The sequence below is a fragment of the Leifsonia sp. KNZ12-8B genome (assembly GCF_056755495.1).
Map to the genome: position 1 here is coordinate 1 of NZ_JBPGXM010000106.1, position 14,030 is coordinate 14,030.

General features: G+C 72.6%; 17 protein-coding genes. 13 read left to right on the forward strand and 4 right to left on the reverse strand.

Features of this window, described 5'->3' with window-relative positions; translation table 11 throughout:
• Positions 1–217 precede the first annotated feature (217 nt).
• The 6 genes from ACR9ZG_RS14200 to ACR9ZG_RS14225 all read left to right on the forward strand — a co-directional run bounded on the left by ACR9ZG_RS14200 (position 218) and on the right by ACR9ZG_RS14225 (position 6,856).
• Positions 218–862, forward strand: a complete 645-nt coding sequence (locus tag ACR9ZG_RS14200; protein WP_481285495.1) for an amino acid ABC transporter permease — start codon at positions 218–220, stop codon at positions 860–862.
• Positions 859–1,824: an amino acid ABC transporter permease gene (locus ACR9ZG_RS14205; RefSeq protein ID WP_481285496.1), complete on the forward strand. Its 966-nt coding sequence runs from the start codon at positions 859–861 to the stop codon at positions 1,822–1,824. The genes ACR9ZG_RS14200 and ACR9ZG_RS14205 overlap by 4 nt, the downstream gene beginning before the upstream one ends.
• Positions 1,817–2,824, forward strand: coding sequence for an asparaginase (locus tag ACR9ZG_RS14210; protein ID WP_481285497.1), 1,008 nt, complete (start codon positions 1,817–1,819; stop codon positions 2,822–2,824). Before ACR9ZG_RS14205 ends, ACR9ZG_RS14210 begins: the two co-directional genes overlap by 8 nt.
• Entirely contained in the window at positions 2,821–3,669 is an 849-nt protein-coding gene (locus tag ACR9ZG_RS14215; protein WP_481285498.1) for a copper homeostasis protein CutC, read from the forward strand. The genes ACR9ZG_RS14210 and ACR9ZG_RS14215 overlap by 4 nt, the downstream gene beginning before the upstream one ends.
• Positions 3,666–4,637 (forward strand): ROK family protein, encoded by a 972-nt coding sequence (locus ACR9ZG_RS14220; protein ID WP_481285499.1) that lies wholly within the window; start codon positions 3,666–3,668, stop codon positions 4,635–4,637. The genes ACR9ZG_RS14215 and ACR9ZG_RS14220 overlap by 4 nt, the downstream gene beginning before the upstream one ends.
• An 86-nt stretch (positions 4,638–4,723) precedes the next feature.
• Positions 4,724–6,856, forward strand: coding sequence for a S9 family peptidase (locus ACR9ZG_RS14225; RefSeq protein ID WP_481285500.1), 2,133 nt, complete (start codon positions 4,724–4,726; stop codon positions 6,854–6,856).
• A gap of 97 nt (positions 6,857–6,953) precedes the next feature.
• On the opposite strand, the gene ACR9ZG_RS14230 is transcribed toward ACR9ZG_RS14225, so the two are convergent.
• A complete protein-coding gene (locus tag ACR9ZG_RS14230; protein ID WP_481285501.1) occupies positions 6,954–7,778 on the reverse strand; it encodes an aldo/keto reductase in 825 nt (274 codons plus the stop codon).
• A gap of 58 nt (positions 7,779–7,836) precedes the next feature.
• On the opposite strand from ACR9ZG_RS14230, the gene ACR9ZG_RS14235 reads away from it, so the two are divergent.
• Both ACR9ZG_RS14235 and ACR9ZG_RS14240 read left to right on the forward strand, forming a co-directional pair.
• On the forward strand, positions 7,837–8,382 hold the full coding sequence (locus ACR9ZG_RS14235; protein ID WP_481285502.1) for a type 1 glutamine amidotransferase domain-containing protein: 546 nt from the start codon (positions 7,837–7,839) through the stop codon (positions 8,380–8,382).
• A gap of 131 nt (positions 8,383–8,513) precedes the next feature.
• Positions 8,514–8,795, forward strand: coding sequence for a Fe-S cluster assembly protein HesB (locus tag ACR9ZG_RS14240; protein WP_481285503.1), 282 nt, complete (start codon positions 8,514–8,516; stop codon positions 8,793–8,795).
• A 91-nt stretch (positions 8,796–8,886) separates the two neighbouring features.
• Here the strand turns inward: ACR9ZG_RS14240 and ACR9ZG_RS14245 are convergent, their stop codons facing one another.
• The 3 genes from ACR9ZG_RS14245 to ACR9ZG_RS14255 all read right to left on the reverse strand — a co-directional run bounded on the left by ACR9ZG_RS14245 (position 8,887) and on the right by ACR9ZG_RS14255 (position 10,026).
• Positions 8,887–9,330, reverse strand: coding sequence for an SRPBCC family protein (locus tag ACR9ZG_RS14245; protein WP_481285504.1), 444 nt, complete (start codon positions 9,328–9,330; stop codon positions 8,887–8,889).
• Complete coding sequence (locus tag ACR9ZG_RS14250) at positions 9,327–9,674, reverse strand: ArsR/SmtB family transcription factor (protein ID WP_481285505.1); 348 nt, start codon at positions 9,672–9,674, stop codon at positions 9,327–9,329. Before ACR9ZG_RS14250 ends, ACR9ZG_RS14245 begins: the two co-directional genes overlap by 4 nt.
• A 67-nt stretch (positions 9,675–9,741) precedes the next feature.
• Positions 9,742–10,026: a hypothetical protein gene (locus ACR9ZG_RS14255; RefSeq protein ID WP_481285506.1), complete on the reverse strand. Its 285-nt coding sequence runs from the start codon at positions 10,024–10,026 to the stop codon at positions 9,742–9,744.
• Positions 10,027–10,258: 232 nt separating this feature from the next.
• Between ACR9ZG_RS14255 and ACR9ZG_RS14260 the strand changes: the two genes are divergently transcribed.
• The 5 genes from ACR9ZG_RS14260 (at position 10,259) to ACR9ZG_RS14280 (ending at position 13,951) form a co-directional block, all read left to right on the forward strand.
• Positions 10,259–11,101: a hypothetical protein gene (locus ACR9ZG_RS14260; RefSeq protein WP_481285507.1), complete on the forward strand. Its 843-nt coding sequence runs from the start codon at positions 10,259–10,261 to the stop codon at positions 11,099–11,101.
• Positions 11,098–11,514, forward strand: coding sequence for a phage holin family protein (locus ACR9ZG_RS14265; RefSeq protein ID WP_481285508.1), 417 nt, complete (start codon positions 11,098–11,100; stop codon positions 11,512–11,514). The genes ACR9ZG_RS14260 and ACR9ZG_RS14265 overlap by 4 nt, the downstream gene beginning before the upstream one ends.
• Positions 11,511–12,095, forward strand: a complete 585-nt coding sequence (locus tag ACR9ZG_RS14270; RefSeq protein WP_481285509.1) for a DUF3618 domain-containing protein — start codon at positions 11,511–11,513, stop codon at positions 12,093–12,095. The genes ACR9ZG_RS14265 and ACR9ZG_RS14270 overlap by 4 nt, the downstream gene beginning before the upstream one ends.
• A 113-nt stretch (positions 12,096–12,208) precedes the next feature.
• Positions 12,209–13,354 (forward strand): zinc-dependent alcohol dehydrogenase, encoded by a 1,146-nt coding sequence (locus ACR9ZG_RS14275; RefSeq protein WP_481285510.1) that lies wholly within the window; start codon positions 12,209–12,211, stop codon positions 13,352–13,354.
• A 15-nt stretch (positions 13,355–13,369) separates the two neighbouring features.
• Complete coding sequence (locus ACR9ZG_RS14280) at positions 13,370–13,951, forward strand: hypothetical protein (protein ID WP_481285511.1); 582 nt, start codon at positions 13,370–13,372, stop codon at positions 13,949–13,951.
• Positions 13,952–14,030 lie beyond the last annotated feature (79 nt).

A 14,030-nucleotide genomic window follows, 5' to 3' on the forward strand; every position in this document is an offset into this window, starting at 1 on the left:
CTGCGACGGTCTGCGCCTCTCCGACCTCCGCAGCCGTGTCGTCGCCGCTGTGCGCCGCCCCAATAGCCGAGCTACCGATGATCAGGGCCAGGCCGGCGCCGAGTCCGCTCCCCCCCCCGCCCGGCTTGGCCCACAGGCGCGCCCCCCACGCCCCCCCCGCGCGCACCCGGCCTCCCACCCTCCTCTTCCCCCGACGCCCTTCGCGAGTGAGTGAGCGATGAACCCCCTGATCGACAACCTCGGGCCGCTGGCCCAGGCCCTCGGAACGACGCTGCTCATGGCCGTCGTCGCGGGCGTCGGCGCCATCGTGCTCGGCGTGCTGATCACGATCGCGCGCGTGAGCCCGATCCCGGTCCTGCGTGCGGCGGCGTTCCTGTACGTCCAGTTCTTCGTCAACGTGCCGCTGCTGGCGCTGCTGCTGCTCGCCGTCTTCGCGCTGCCCGATGCTGGCGTGCTCCTCCCCCTGACCCCGACCGCCACCATCGTGCTGATGGTCTACGAGGCCGCCTACGTCGCCGAGGCCGTGCGCTCCGGCGTCAACACCGTCCCCGTCGGCCAGGTGGAGGCGTCGCGCGCCCTCGGCCTGACGCTCGGTCAGTCGCTGCGGTACGTCGTCGTGCCGCAGGCGCTGCGCGCGGTGGTCCAGCCGATCGGAAACGTCATGATCGCCCTCGCGATGAACACCGCGCTCGCGGCCGCCGTCGGCGTCGTCGAGCTGACCGCCGAGGTGAACAAGATCAACCTCGTCGCGGCCCAGCCCATCCTGATCTTCTCGAGCGCCGGCATCGTCTACATGGCGATCGCGCTCGCCATCGGCCTCGCCGCCGGCTGGGTCGAGCGGAAGGTGGCGATCGCCCGATGACCGCGCAGCTCATCCCCGACCGGCCGACGCCCGCCCGCGCCCGCCGCCCCCGGCGCCGGTACGAGGCCGCCTTCATGTATGACGTGCCAGGGCCGCGTGGACGCCGCCGCATCGCCGTCGGCTCCATCGTCAGCATCCTGGTCATCGTCGCCGTGCTCGGCGCCGGGCTGTGGCAGTTCGCCTCGCACGGCCAGCTCGCCCCGGAGCGCTGGGCGCCCTTCACCCAGTGGTCGATCTGGCTGTACCTGCTGAACGGGCTCTGGGGCACCCTCCAGGCCGCCGCGCTGGTCGCGGTCCTCGGCGGCGCGCTCGGCGTGCTGCTCGCGCTCGGCCGGATCAGCGGGCTGCGCTGGCTGCGGTTCGTCTGCGGGCTGTACATCGAGATCGCCAGGACCGTCCCGGTGCTGCTGGTGATCTACCTGATGCTGTTCGGCCTCCCGCAGCTCGGCGTGAACCTGCCGACCATCTGGAAGCTGGTCGTGCCGCTGACCATCGCCAACTCGGCCGTCTTCGCCGAGATCATCCGCGCGGGGATCGCCAGCCTGCCGCGGGGCCAGCGGGAGGCGGCGCTCAGCCTGGGCCTGCGTCCTGTGCAGGCGATGCGGCACGTCGTGCTGCCGCAGGCGCTGCGCAACGTCACGCCGTCGCTCGTGACCCAGCTGGTCAGCCTCCTGAAGGACACCTCGCTCGGATACATCGTGGCCTGGACCGAGCTGCTGTACCGCGGCCAGGTGCTCGCGTCGTACCTGCACCTGCTCATCCCCACCTATGTCGCGGTCACGGTGATCTACCTGATCGTCAACGGCAGCCTGTCGGCCCTCGCGTCGCGGCTGCAGCGCGGCCCGCGCCGGCGCCGCCCCTCCACCCAGCCCGTGCTGCCCGCCCTGCCGGCGGCCGGGGACGACGACACCGCGCTCACCGAGCACGGGTCGACCGAGAACACGAAAGCACCGCATGCCTAGCACCGCCGCCTCCCCCCTGCCCGCCGTCGAGGAGCTCGCCGAGCTGGCGGCCGTCCGGCGGTCCGGCCTGATCGAGAGCCGGCACTTCGGGAGCCTGGTCGCGGTCGACCCGTCGGGCGCCACGGTGCTGGAGCTGGGCCTCCCGGACGCGGTCATCCTCCCCCGCAGCACGGTGAAGCCGCTGCAGGCGCTCGCGTGCCTGACCGCCGGCGCCGAGCTGGCCGGCCCGGAGCTGGCGATCGCCGCGGGCAGCCACACCGGCGAGGACGAGCACGTGCGCGTGGTCCGCGCGCTGCTGGAGCGCGCCGGCGTCGACGACGAGGCGCTCGGCTGCCCGGTCGACCGGCCGGAGGACGAGGGCACGTTCGAGCGGATGATCCGCGCCGGCGAGCCCCGCGCCCGCGTGCGCATGAACTGCTCCGGCAAACACGCGGCGATGCTGCTCGCCGCCGCGACCAACGGCTGGCCCACCGAGGGGTACCTCGACCCGCAGCACCCGCTCCAGCAGCACGTCCGCGCGACGATGGCGGAGGTGACCGGCGTCCCGGTCGGCGCGGACGCGATCGACGGCTGCGGCGCTCCCCTGTTCGGCACGACGGTCCGCGGCATCGCGCGCGCCTTCGGCCGCCTGGTGCAGGCAGAGCCCGGCACGCCGGAGCGCGCGGTCGCCGATGCGATGCGCGAGCACCCCTTCTACGTCGGCGGCACCGGGCACCAGAACTCGACCCTGATGGAGACCGTGCCCGGCGCCCTCGCCAAGGGCGGCGCGGAGGGCGTGATCGGCGTCGCGGCGCCCGACGGCACCGCGGTCGCGATGAAGATCGTCGACGGCAGCCCGCGCGCGACCACCCTCCTCGCCCTCCGCGTGCTGGAGGCGCTCGGCACCCCGATCGCCGGGGCGCGGGCCCTGGTCGAGCTGCCCGTGCTGGGCGGCGGCGTGCCGGTCGGCGCGATCGAGGTCGGCCGCGACCTCGCCGCCGCGCTGGAGCGCCTGGCGTGACGGGCCTCCCGTCGCGCACGCCGGCCGACACGACCCTCGTCGAGATCTGCCTGGACGACCTCGCCGGCGTCGGCGCGGCCGAGCGGGCGGGGGCCGACCGCATCGAGCTGTGCGCTGCGCTCTCCGAGGGAGGGATCACCCCCTCCATCGGCACCGTCGCGGGAGCCTTCCTGGCCGCGACCCGCATCGGCGTCAACGTGCTCGTGCGTCAGCGGCCCGGCGACTTCGTGTACACGCCGGAGGAGGTGGAGGCGATGGTCGCGGACATCCGCGCCATCCGCTCCCTGCCGCGCCCCGACGGTGTCGCACTCGGCTTCGTGATCGGCGCCCTGGTCCCGGACGGTTCGGTCGACGAGCAGGCGACCGCCCGGCTGGTGGCGGCCTGCGGCGATGCGCCCGTCACGTTCCACAAGGCGTTCGACCAGGTGCCCGACCAGGCTGCAGCCCTGGAGGTGCTCGCCGGGCTCGGCATCGCGCGCATCCTCACCTCGGGCGGGGCACCGACCGCGCTCGACGGCTCGGAGCGGCTGGCCGAGCTGGTGCGCAGCGCCGGCGACCGCCTGACGATCCTCGCGGGCGGCGGCGTGCGCCCCGCCAACGCCGCCGAGGTGGTGCGGCGGACCGGGGTGCGCGAGATCCACCTGCGGGCGATGGAGACGGTGCCGAGCGCGGCGGCGGGCGCGGGCAGCGCGGCGGGCGCGGGCGCCGCGGCGGGCGCGGGCGCCGCGGCGGGCGCGGGCGCCGCGGCGGGCGCGGTGAGCGTCTACGACGCCGGCACGCGCGAGGTGACGTCGGAGGCCGTGGTCGCCGCGGTCGTCGCCGCGGTCGGCGAGGTGGCGGCATGAGCGGGATCGCCGTCGGAACGCCCGATGTCGGTTCTTCTCCCGCGTCAGAGCCTGTCGCCGGCCCGGGCGTCGGCCCGGTCGTCGTCGCCGTCGATCTCGGCGGCACCGCGATGAAGGGCGCCGTCGTCAGCGAGGACGGCCGTGCCGTGACGGAGACCACCCGCGCGACGCCGTCCGACGGGATCCTGGAGGCGCTGGTCGATCTCCTCGCCGAGCTGCGCGATGCGGCGGTCGCAGCCGGCCTCGACGTCGTCGGTGCCGGGGTGGCCACCCCGGGGATGCTCGACGAGACGCGCGGGTTCGTCCACTACGCCTCCAATCTGGGCTGGCGCGACGTGCCCCTGCTCGACATCGTGCGCGACCGGCTGGGTCTCCCCGTCGCCGTCGGCCACGACGTGCGCGCGGCCGGACTCGCAGAACGCACCTCCGGGGCGGCGCAGGGCGAGGACGACGTGGTGCTGGTGCCCATCGGGACCGGCGTGGCCGCCGCCCTCGTGTCGGCGGGCGGCACCATCACCGGCGCGACCGGCGCCGCGGGCGAGTTCGGCCACATCCCCGTCGTCCCGGGCGGAGAGCAGTGCACCTGCGGGCAGCGCGGCTGCCTCGAGGTGTACATGTCGGGCGCGGGAGTCGCTCGCCGCTACCGCGCCGCAGGCGGAGAGGCGCTGAGCACCCGGGCGATCGTCGCCCGGCTCGGCTCCGACCCGCTGGCCGACCGGATCTGGTCGGAGGCGGTCGCGGTGCTGGCGCAGGGGCTCGACATCCTCACCCTCCTGCTCGACCCGGGCGTCATCGTGCTGGGCGGCGGCGTCTCGCACGCGGGTGCAGCGCTGTTCGAGCCGCTCGCCGAGCGGATGTCGGCCGGGCTGGCCTGGCGGGAGCGGCCGCGGGTCGTGCGGAGCGCCTTCGGCGGGGATGCCGGGCGCGCGGGGGCGGCGCTGCTGGCGTTCGGGGCGGCGGCGCACTAGCCATCCACAGGCGTCGCCTACTCGCACGTTCTCCACGGATGTGCGGCCCCGTCCCGCGCGCGGACTCGCCCCGATAGCCTGAATCCATGCTCACTCCTCCCGTCACCGCCAAGCAGCCGACCGAACGCGTCCACCACGGGGACGTCTGGGTCGACGACTACGAGTGGCTGCGCGACAAGGACGATCCGGCCGTGCTCGCGCACCTCCACGAGGAGAACGCGTACACCAACGCCCGCACCGAGCACCTCGCCGTGCTGCGCGAGCAGCTCTTCGACGAGATCAAGCGGCGCACCCGCGAGACCGATCTGAGCGTCCCGACCCGCGAGGGCGACTGGTGGTACTACACCCGGACGGTCGAGGGCAAGCAGTACGGCATCCACTGCCGGGCGCCGATCGCGTCGCCGGACGACTGGGAGCCGCCTGCGCTCGACGACGAGGCGCAGCGCAACGGGCTGCCGGGCGAGCAGGTGCTGCTCGACGACAACGCGGAGGCCGCTGGGCACGACTTCTACGCGCTCGGCAGCTTCGACGTGAGCGCCGACGGCACGCGGCTGCTCTTCGGCGTCGACACCGAGGGCGACGAGCGGTACACGCTGCGCGTGCGGTCGCTGGTCGACGACACCGTCTTCCCCGACGAGATCGCGGGCACGGGCGCCGGCGCGCTGTTCGACCCGAGCGGCGAGCACGTGTTCTACACGACCGTCGACGACGCCTGGCGGCCCGACACGGTGTGGCGGCACGTCGTGGGGAACGGGCCCGACGACGCCCAGGACGTGCGGGTCTTCCACGAGCCAGACGAGCGCTACTGGATCGGCGTCGGGATGACCCGCAGCCGGAGCTTCCTCGTCATCGAGGCGGGCTCCAACATCACCAGCGAGACCTGGTTGCTGCGCTCGGACGACCCGACCGGCGACTTCTCGGTGGTCTGGCCGCGCGCGGAGGGCGTCGAGTACGACGTCGAGCACGCGGTCGCGAACGGGCACGACCGCCTCCTCATCGTCCACAACGACGGCGCGGTCAACTTCGAGCTGGTCAGCGTCTCGGCCGCCGACCCGCAGGGCGAGCGGCGCGTGCTGCTGCCGCACGATCCCGCCGTGCGGATCGAGGGCGTCGACGCCTTCCGCGACTTCGTCAGCCTGGAGTACCGGCGCGAAGGGATGACGCGGGTCGCCGTCGCGCGCGTGCCGCAGGGCGACGACCACGACGACACCCTCCACGAGCTGCACTTCGACGAGGAGCTCTTCACCGTCGGCGTCGGCGGGAACCCGGAGTGGACGCAGCCGCACCTGCGGCTCGGCTACGGCAGCTTCGTCACGCCCTCCAGCGTGTACGACTACGACGTCCGCTCCGGCGAGCTGACCCTGCGCAAGCAGCAGCCGGTGCTCGGCGGGTTCGACCCGTCGGTGTTCGAGCAGCGGAGGGAGTGGGCGACCGCTCCCGACGGCACCCGCATCCCGATCTCGCTCGTCTACCGCAGCGACCTCGTCACGCCGGGCGAGCCGGCCCCGCTCGTGCTGTACGGGTACGGGTCGTACGAGGCGAGCATGGACCCGTCGTTCAGCATCCCCCGGCTCAGTCTGCTCGACCGGGGCGTCGTCTTCGCCATCGCGCACGTGCGCGGCGGCGGCGAGCTCGGCCGGCTCTGGTACGAGCACGGCAAGAAGCTGCACAAGCGCAACAGCTTCACGGACTTCGTCGCCTCGGCCGAGCGTCTGATCGACGAGGGCTGGACGACGCCCGACCGGCTCGCCGCGCAGGGCGGCAGCGCCGGCGGCCTGCTGATGGGCGCCGTTGCGAACCTCGCGCCGCGGCTGTTCGCGGGCGTCCTGGCCGAGGTGCCGTTCGTGGACCCGCTGACGACCATCCTCGACCCGTCGCTGCCGCTGACGGTGATCGAGTGGGACGAGTGGGGCGACCCCCTGCACGACCCCGAGGTCTACGACTACATGAAGTCGTACTCCCCGCTCGAGAACGTCCACCCCACCCGCTACCCGCGCATCCTCGCGGTCACGAGCCTCAACGACACGCGCGTGCTGTACGTCGAGCCGGCGAAGTGGGTGGCGCGGCTGCGCGACGTCGCGAGCGCGGACGCGCTGCTCAAGATCGAGATGGCGGCCGGCCACGGCGGCGTCTCCGGCAGGTACTCGGCCTGGCGCGAGCGCGCGTTCTCGCTCGCGTGGCTGCTCGACGTGATCGGGGCGCACCCGAGCGGGGAGTGACCCGGCGCGAGTCGTGACGTGGGCTCACCACCCGGCGCGAGTCGTGACATGAGCTCACCGGTCGGCGCGAGTCGTGAGCTCAGGTCACGTTTCGGGGTCAGCCGAGGTCGTCCGGGTCCTTGCCGGTACGCTCGCCGGTCTCGAGGGCGGCGATGGCGGCGAGGTCGTCCGCGTCGAGCTCGAAGCCGAACACGTCCAGGTTCTCCCGGATGCGCTGCGGCGTCGCCGACTTCGGGATCACGACGTTGCCCAGCTGCAGCTGCCAGCGGATGACCACCTGGGCGGGAGCGACGCCGTGCTTCGCCGCGAGCCGGTCGAGCGTCGCGTCGCCCAGCACCCGCCCGCGGGCCAGCGGCGACCAGGCCTCCGTGACGATGCCGTGCTCGGCGTCGTACCGGCGCACCTCGGTCTGCGGGAGCCACGGGTGCAGCTCCACCTGATTCACCGCCGGCACCACGTCCGTCTCGCGGGCCAGCCGGTCGAGGTGGTGCGTGTGGAAGTTCGCGACGCCGATCGACCGGGCGCGGCCCTCCTCCCGGATCCGCTCCAGGGCGCGCCAGGTGTCGACGTACCTGTCGTGCTTCGGCGCCGGCCAGTGGATGAGGAACAGGTCCACCGTGTCGAGGCCCAGCCGGTCGAGGCTCGCGTCGAACGACCGCAGCGCGGAGTCGTACCCGTTCTCGGTCCACCACACCTTCGTGGTGACGTAGACCTCCGACCGGTCCAGCCCGCTGCGGCGCACCGCCTCGCCGACCCCGCGCTCGTTCTCGTAGAACGCGGCCGTGTCGATATGCCGGTAGCCGGCCTCCAGCGCCGTGAGCACCGCCTCCACCGTCTCTGCTTCGGGGATCTTGTACACGCCGAAGCCCAGCTGCGGGATGCTCGCGCCGTCGTTGAGAGGGACCTGGGGGATGCTCGCCATGCCCTTCATTCTGCCGCGCCATCGGCGTACCGATGGAGGCCGGACGAAAGGAGACCACATGGCACTCGACGGAAAGACCATCGCATTCCTGGTGGGCCCGGAGGGCATCGAGCAGGCCGAGCTGACGGAGCCGTGGAAGGCGGTCGCCGACGCGGGAGGCACCCCGAAGCTGATCTCGAAGGACGAGGGCGAGGTCCAGGCGTTCAACCACCTCACACCGGCCGACACCTTCCAGGTCGACGTGACCCTGGCCGACGCCTCCGCCGACGCGTACGACGGCCTGGTCCTGCCGGGCGGCGTCGCGAACGGCGACCAGGTGCGCACGTTCCCCGAGGCGGTCTCGCTGGTGAAGGCGTTCGCCGACGCGGGCAAGCCGATCGCCGTGATCTGCCACGGCGGCTGGGTGCTCGTGGAGGCGGACGTCGTGCGCGGCCGCACCCTCACCAGCTGGCCGAGCCTGCAGACCGACTACCGCAACGCGGGAGCGACCTGGCAGGACGAGGAGGTCGTGGTCGACGACGGCCCGTTCACGCTCGTGAGCTCGCGCAAGCCGGACGACCTCCCGGCGTTCAACCGCGAACTGGTCGCCGCCTTCGGAGGCTGAGCCGCGCAGGCTGAGCCGCGCATCAACGCTCCATGGACGTTGCCTGGCAATGCCGGGACCGGGGGTTGCGACCCTCCCCGGAGTGCGGAAGCGTGGCTGGCTCCTGGAGCAATCGAACGGAAGGAGAGCGCATGCTCACCCTCACTGAGAACGCCAGCACGATCGTCAAGACCCTCACCGACCAGTCCACGGTCGAGGACGCGGGGCTGCGCATCAGCAGCAGCAACCCGGACGCGACGGCCTTCGCCGCCGCGATCGCCGAGATCCCCGAGCCCGCCGATCAGGTGGTGGAGTCGGGAGGCGCGCGCCTGTTCCTCGAGCCGGCCGCGGCGGTCGTCCTCGACGACAAGGTGCTGGACGCCCAGGTCGACGAGCAGGGGGCCGTCAGCTTCGCCATCGGCGCGCTGGCCTAAGCGGGCCGCCAGCCCGCGAGTACACGAAAAACGTCCCGGATCGACCCGATCCGGGACGTTTTTCCTGTATTCGGCGGCTCGCGGCGGGCGGCTAGGCGAGAGCGGCCGCGATGCGCGGGAGGACGTGCGGCCAGCCGTGGCCCATGCCCTCCAGCGCGTGCCGGCCGAGCGGGGTGTCGAGGTCGAAACCCTCGTGGCGCAGCAGGAGGCGGGTGCCCGCGCCCTCGGGCACCAGCGTCCAGGTGATGGTCGTGTCGAGCACTCCCTCCGCGAAGGTGTACGCGAGCAGCCGCTCCGGCTCCACCGCGACGACCTCGCACTGCTGCGTGCCCCACTGATCCATGTCGAGCGTGAAGCGATGGCCGACCTCCGGACGGACCTCGCTCGCCGCCGCCCACCACTTCTCGATCAGCGCGGGCTCGGTGAGCGCACGCCACACGGCCGCGGGCGGGTGAGGCAGGAACTCGTCGCACTCGATGGCGGCGGGCGTCGCAGCGGCCGCGGTGTGGGTGTTCTCGGGGGTGATGTCGGTCATGGCCGGCCTTCCGTGGTTCTCGTGGAGGGTGTGGTCGCCTCGGTCTCGTCCAGCACCGCGGACAGCGCACGCAGGCGCCCCCGCCAGAACCGCTCGAAGGGGTGGAGCCACTCCGCCGCCTCCGCCAGCGCCGCGCCTTCCAGGTGGTAGACGCGGTGCTGCCCGCGGCGCTCGTCGCGGACGAGGCCCGCCCGGACGAGCACCTGGAGGTGCTCCGACACGGCCGGCCGGCCGACGGGCTGACCCTCGGCCAGCTCGGTCACGGTGCGCGGAGCCTCCAGCAGGGAGGCGAGGATCGCGCGGCGCACAGGGTTGGCCAGTGCGCCGAAGACATCCGAGGACATGCCCCGATAATACGTCGGAGAATTCCGACGCGTCAAATTCTTCCGACGGATCGGGCGAGCGGCGGCCTCAGTGCTCCCCTGCGTCGAGCAGGAACTCGACCGCGTCCCTCCAGTCGGCCACGATCTTCGTCGGCGGGATGTCCTCCTCGTCCGGGAAGTGCGCGGCGAAGTGGATCTCGGGCTCGCCCTTCACCGGCTCCGCCGTCGCCAGCTCGCCGAAGTAGCGCTCCTCGTCGTCCACCACCCGCCAGCGCGCGGGCGAGCCGCCCGTCGGCTCGATGCGGACGTGGTAGCCGCCGTAGTCGTAGCGGGGGCCCGGAGAGACGGGGGCGGGGCGTTCATCGAGGGTCACCGCTCCGTCATACGCCGTCCCCGGCGGTCGCACAACTCGTTCATCTGCCTAGGTATCCGCTGCGCGAACGCGAACCGCGGCTCGTGCTGAGCACACCTCTGGAACGAGTTATCCGCCCTCGCCTCCCGGATGTCAATGACTGCAGCCGCCTCCATCCTGGCGGTTCAGTGTGCGGTGCAACCACGCGAACCACTCGCAACGCGGGTCATCCCGCGAACGAAACGGAGGCACCATGACCATGTCAGACGACCCGTCCACCACGACGCCGATCTACGACAGCCAGGTGGATGCGTCTCACCGGACCGAGTCCGGTGGCGTCGGCCAGGTCCGCGACGAGGCGAAGAACGTCGCGGGGACCGCCGCGGACGCCGGACGCGATGTCGCGGGCGTCGCCAAGGAGCAGGCGCAGAACGTCGCGGGCGAGGCGAAGACGCAGGTCCGCGACCTGTATCACCAGTCCCAGCGCGAGCTGCGCGACCAGGCCGCCCAGCAGCAGGAGCGCGTGGCGGGCGGACTCCGCTCGGTCAGCGACGAGCTGCGTCAGATGGCGGGGGCATCGGAGTCCAACGGCATCGCCAGCGACCTCGTCCGCCAGGCCGCCGACCGCACGTCCTCGGTCGCAGAATGGCTCGGCGCCCGCGACCCCGGCTCCCTGCTGAACGAGGTGAAGTCGTACGCCCGCCGCAACCCGGGCACGTTCATCGCCGTCGCGGCTGTCGCCGGCGCGCTCGTCGGCCGCCTCGGCCGCTCGCTCGCAGCGGGGGCATCGGACAGCGGAAGCGGCTCCGGCACCACCGGGTCCCGCGACACGACGCCCACGACACCGACCACCGCCTACACCACCCCGACGACCGCCACCCCGACGACCGGTTTCGATGAGACCGGCAGGGTCGGCGGCGTGGGTGACACCGGCTTCGGCGCCCCCGGCGCTGCAGGCCCGGGCGTCGCCGACACCGGCATCTACACCGAGCCGGGCGGGTTCACCAGGACGGGCAGCGGCTCCACCGGGCTCGACGACACCGGCCTCGATGGCCCGGGTGTCGGCGGCACCGGTCTCGATGGAGGCCGACGATGACGGACCAGCCCACCCCCTCCGAACAGCGGGCCGCGAACGCCTCCCTGGGCGAGCTGCTCGGCGAGGTCAGCCGTGACCTGTCGACGCTGATCCGGCAGGAGATGGAGCTCGCCAAGGCCGAGATCCGGCAGTCCGCCACCCGTGCGGGCAAGGGCGCCGGCCTCCTCGGCGGCGCGGGTTACGCCGGCCTCATGGCCGTCTTCTTCCTGTCGATCGCCCTGTGGTGGGCGCTCGGCTACCTGGTCGGCAACGCCTGGTCCGCGGTGATCGTCGCGATCATCTGGGCCATCGTCGCTCTCGTGCTCTACCTCGTGGGGCGCAAGCAGCTGGAGCAGGTGAAGGGCGCACCGCAGACCGTGGAGACCGTCAAAGAATTCCCAGACACCATCAAGCGAAATGAGGAGAACCGATGAGCGACGACCCCGACGTGATCCGCGCGGACATCGAGGCCACCCGCCGCGATCTGAGCGGCAACGTGGACGCACTGGCCGACAAGGTCACCCCCAGCAAGATCGTGGACCGGCAGACCCGCAAGGTGAAAGGCGCCTTCCACTCCCTGACGGAGAGGGTCATGGGCTCGGACGACTCCGGCACCGGCCACCGCTCGCCGGGCGAGGTGGCGAGCGACGCCGGTGACGCCATCGGCGACGCCGGCCACCGCGTGGTCGCCAAGGCGCAGGGCAACCCGCTCGCCGTCGGCCTCATCGCCTTCGGCGTCGGCGCGCTCGTCGCCTCCCTGATCCCGCCGAGCCAGAAGGAGCAGGAGCTCGCGGCCGGCGTCAAGGAGGCAGCACAGCCGCTGGTGCAGGAGGCCGCCGGCGTGGCGAAGCAGGTCGCAGAAGACCTCAAGGAGCCCGCGCAGCAGGCCGCCCAGCAGGTCAAGGAGACCGCGCAGGACGCCGCCTCGACCGTCAAGGACGAGGCGCAGGCCAGGGCCGGCGATGTGAAGGACGAGGCCCAGGGCGCCCGGGAGCGGGTGCAGGGCGACTCCTGACCGCGAGGCGTCCGAGGCGGGCGGGCGGCCGGATACGGTTGCCCGCCCGCGTCGTCGTCGTCCGGCGCCGTACCCAGAACGAGGAAGACGACACAGAGAGCGGAGGAGGCCACATGAAAGCGATGGTGTACCGCGGCCCGTACAAGGTCCGGGTCGAGGAGAAGGACCGACCGCGGATCGAGCATCCCGGGGACGCGATCGTGCGGGTGACGCTCGCCGCGATCTGCGGCTCGGACCTGCACCTCTACCACGGCATGATGCCGGACACCCGGATCGGGCACACGTTCGGCCACGAGTTCATCGGCGTTGTCGACGAGATCGGTCCTGACGTGCAGAACCTCAAGGTCGGCGACCGCGTGATGGTGCCGTTCAACGTGTTCTGCGGCTCGTGCTACTTCTGCGTGCGCGGGCTCTACTCCAACTGCCACAACGTGAACCCGAACGCGACAGCGGTCGGCGGTATCTACGGCTACTCCCACACCTGCGGCGGCTACGACGGCGGCCAGGCCGAGTACGTCCGTGTGCCGCTCGCCGATGTGGGGCCGTCGATCATCCCCGACTGGATGTCCGACGAGGATGCGGTTCTTCTGACCGACGCCCTCGCCACCGGCTACTTCGGCGCCCAGCTCGCCGACATCGTCGAGGGCGACACCGCCCTGGTCTTCGGCGCCGGGCCCGTCGGGCTGTTCGCCGCCGCCTCCGCCTGGCTCATGGGCGCCGGCCGCGTGATCGTGGTCGACCACCTCGACTACCGGCTCGAGAAGGCGCGGGAGTTCGCGCACGCCGAGACGTACAACTTCGTCGAGGCGGGCGACATCGTCCGCACGATGAAGCACGCGACCGACGGGCTGGGCGCCGACGTGGTGATCGACGCGGTGGGCGCGGAGGCCGACGGCGCCGTGCTCCAGCACATCACCGCCGCCAAGCTGAAGCTGCAGGGAGGCTCGCCGATCGCCCTCAACTGGGCCATCGACTCCGTCCGCAAGGGCGGAACCGTCTCGGTGATGGGCGCGTACGGCCCGCTGTTCAGCTCCATCAAGTTCGGGGACGCCATGAACAAGGGGCTCACGCTGCGCACCAACCAGTGCCCCGTCAAGCGGCAGTGGCCGCGGCTGTTCGAGCACGTGCGCAACGGCTACCTCAAGCCCAGCGAGATCGTCACGCACCGGGTCCCCCTGGAGCACATCGCAGAGGGCTACCACATCTTTTCGAACAAGCTCGACGACTGCATCAAGACGCTGGTCGTCCCGGGCGCGTGAGCGCGAGGAGGAGACATGCCGTACACGGCCTCACAGCATGAGAAGAAGTACTCGCCCGAGGAGCTGCGGGCACGCATCCCCGGCTGGGGCGTCGACAGCGACCCTGCCGACCGGCCGTCGTACCCGCGAGAGCGACGCGGCCCCGACGGCCAGGGCGAGCCGGCGCCGGGCGTCCACTGGACGATCCCCAGCCGGCAGGAGCCATCGGGCGGCCGCGAGCGCTCGGTCGAGCACGAGATGCTGCCGCCGGTCTTCGGCACGGCACAGCCGCTGCACGGGCTGCCGGGCGTGATCAAGCGGTTCGCCTACGCGCGGTACAGCGAGGGGCAGACGATGCACTGGATGCTGCTGGTGCTCGGCGACCGGGTGGATGCGATCGGCAGCCACCTGCGCTCCCTCGCCTCCACGCGTCCGGACGACCCCGTGACGGAATCGGGAATCCTCACCGAGGCGGGGCACCACCCGGTCTCGTCGCGCCTGGGCCGCAACCGTGCCGACCTCAAGCACATCTGGCTGGACCCCATCCTGGTGTTCGGCCCCTGGGTGCTCACGGGTGTGGTGGCCGCCCGCCTCGTGACCCGCCTGGCCCGCCGCTAGCCGCGGCGCCGCACCCCCGCCGCAACCCGCCGCACCCTCCGCACCCCCGCCGCAACCCGCCGAGGGGGGGGGGGGGGGG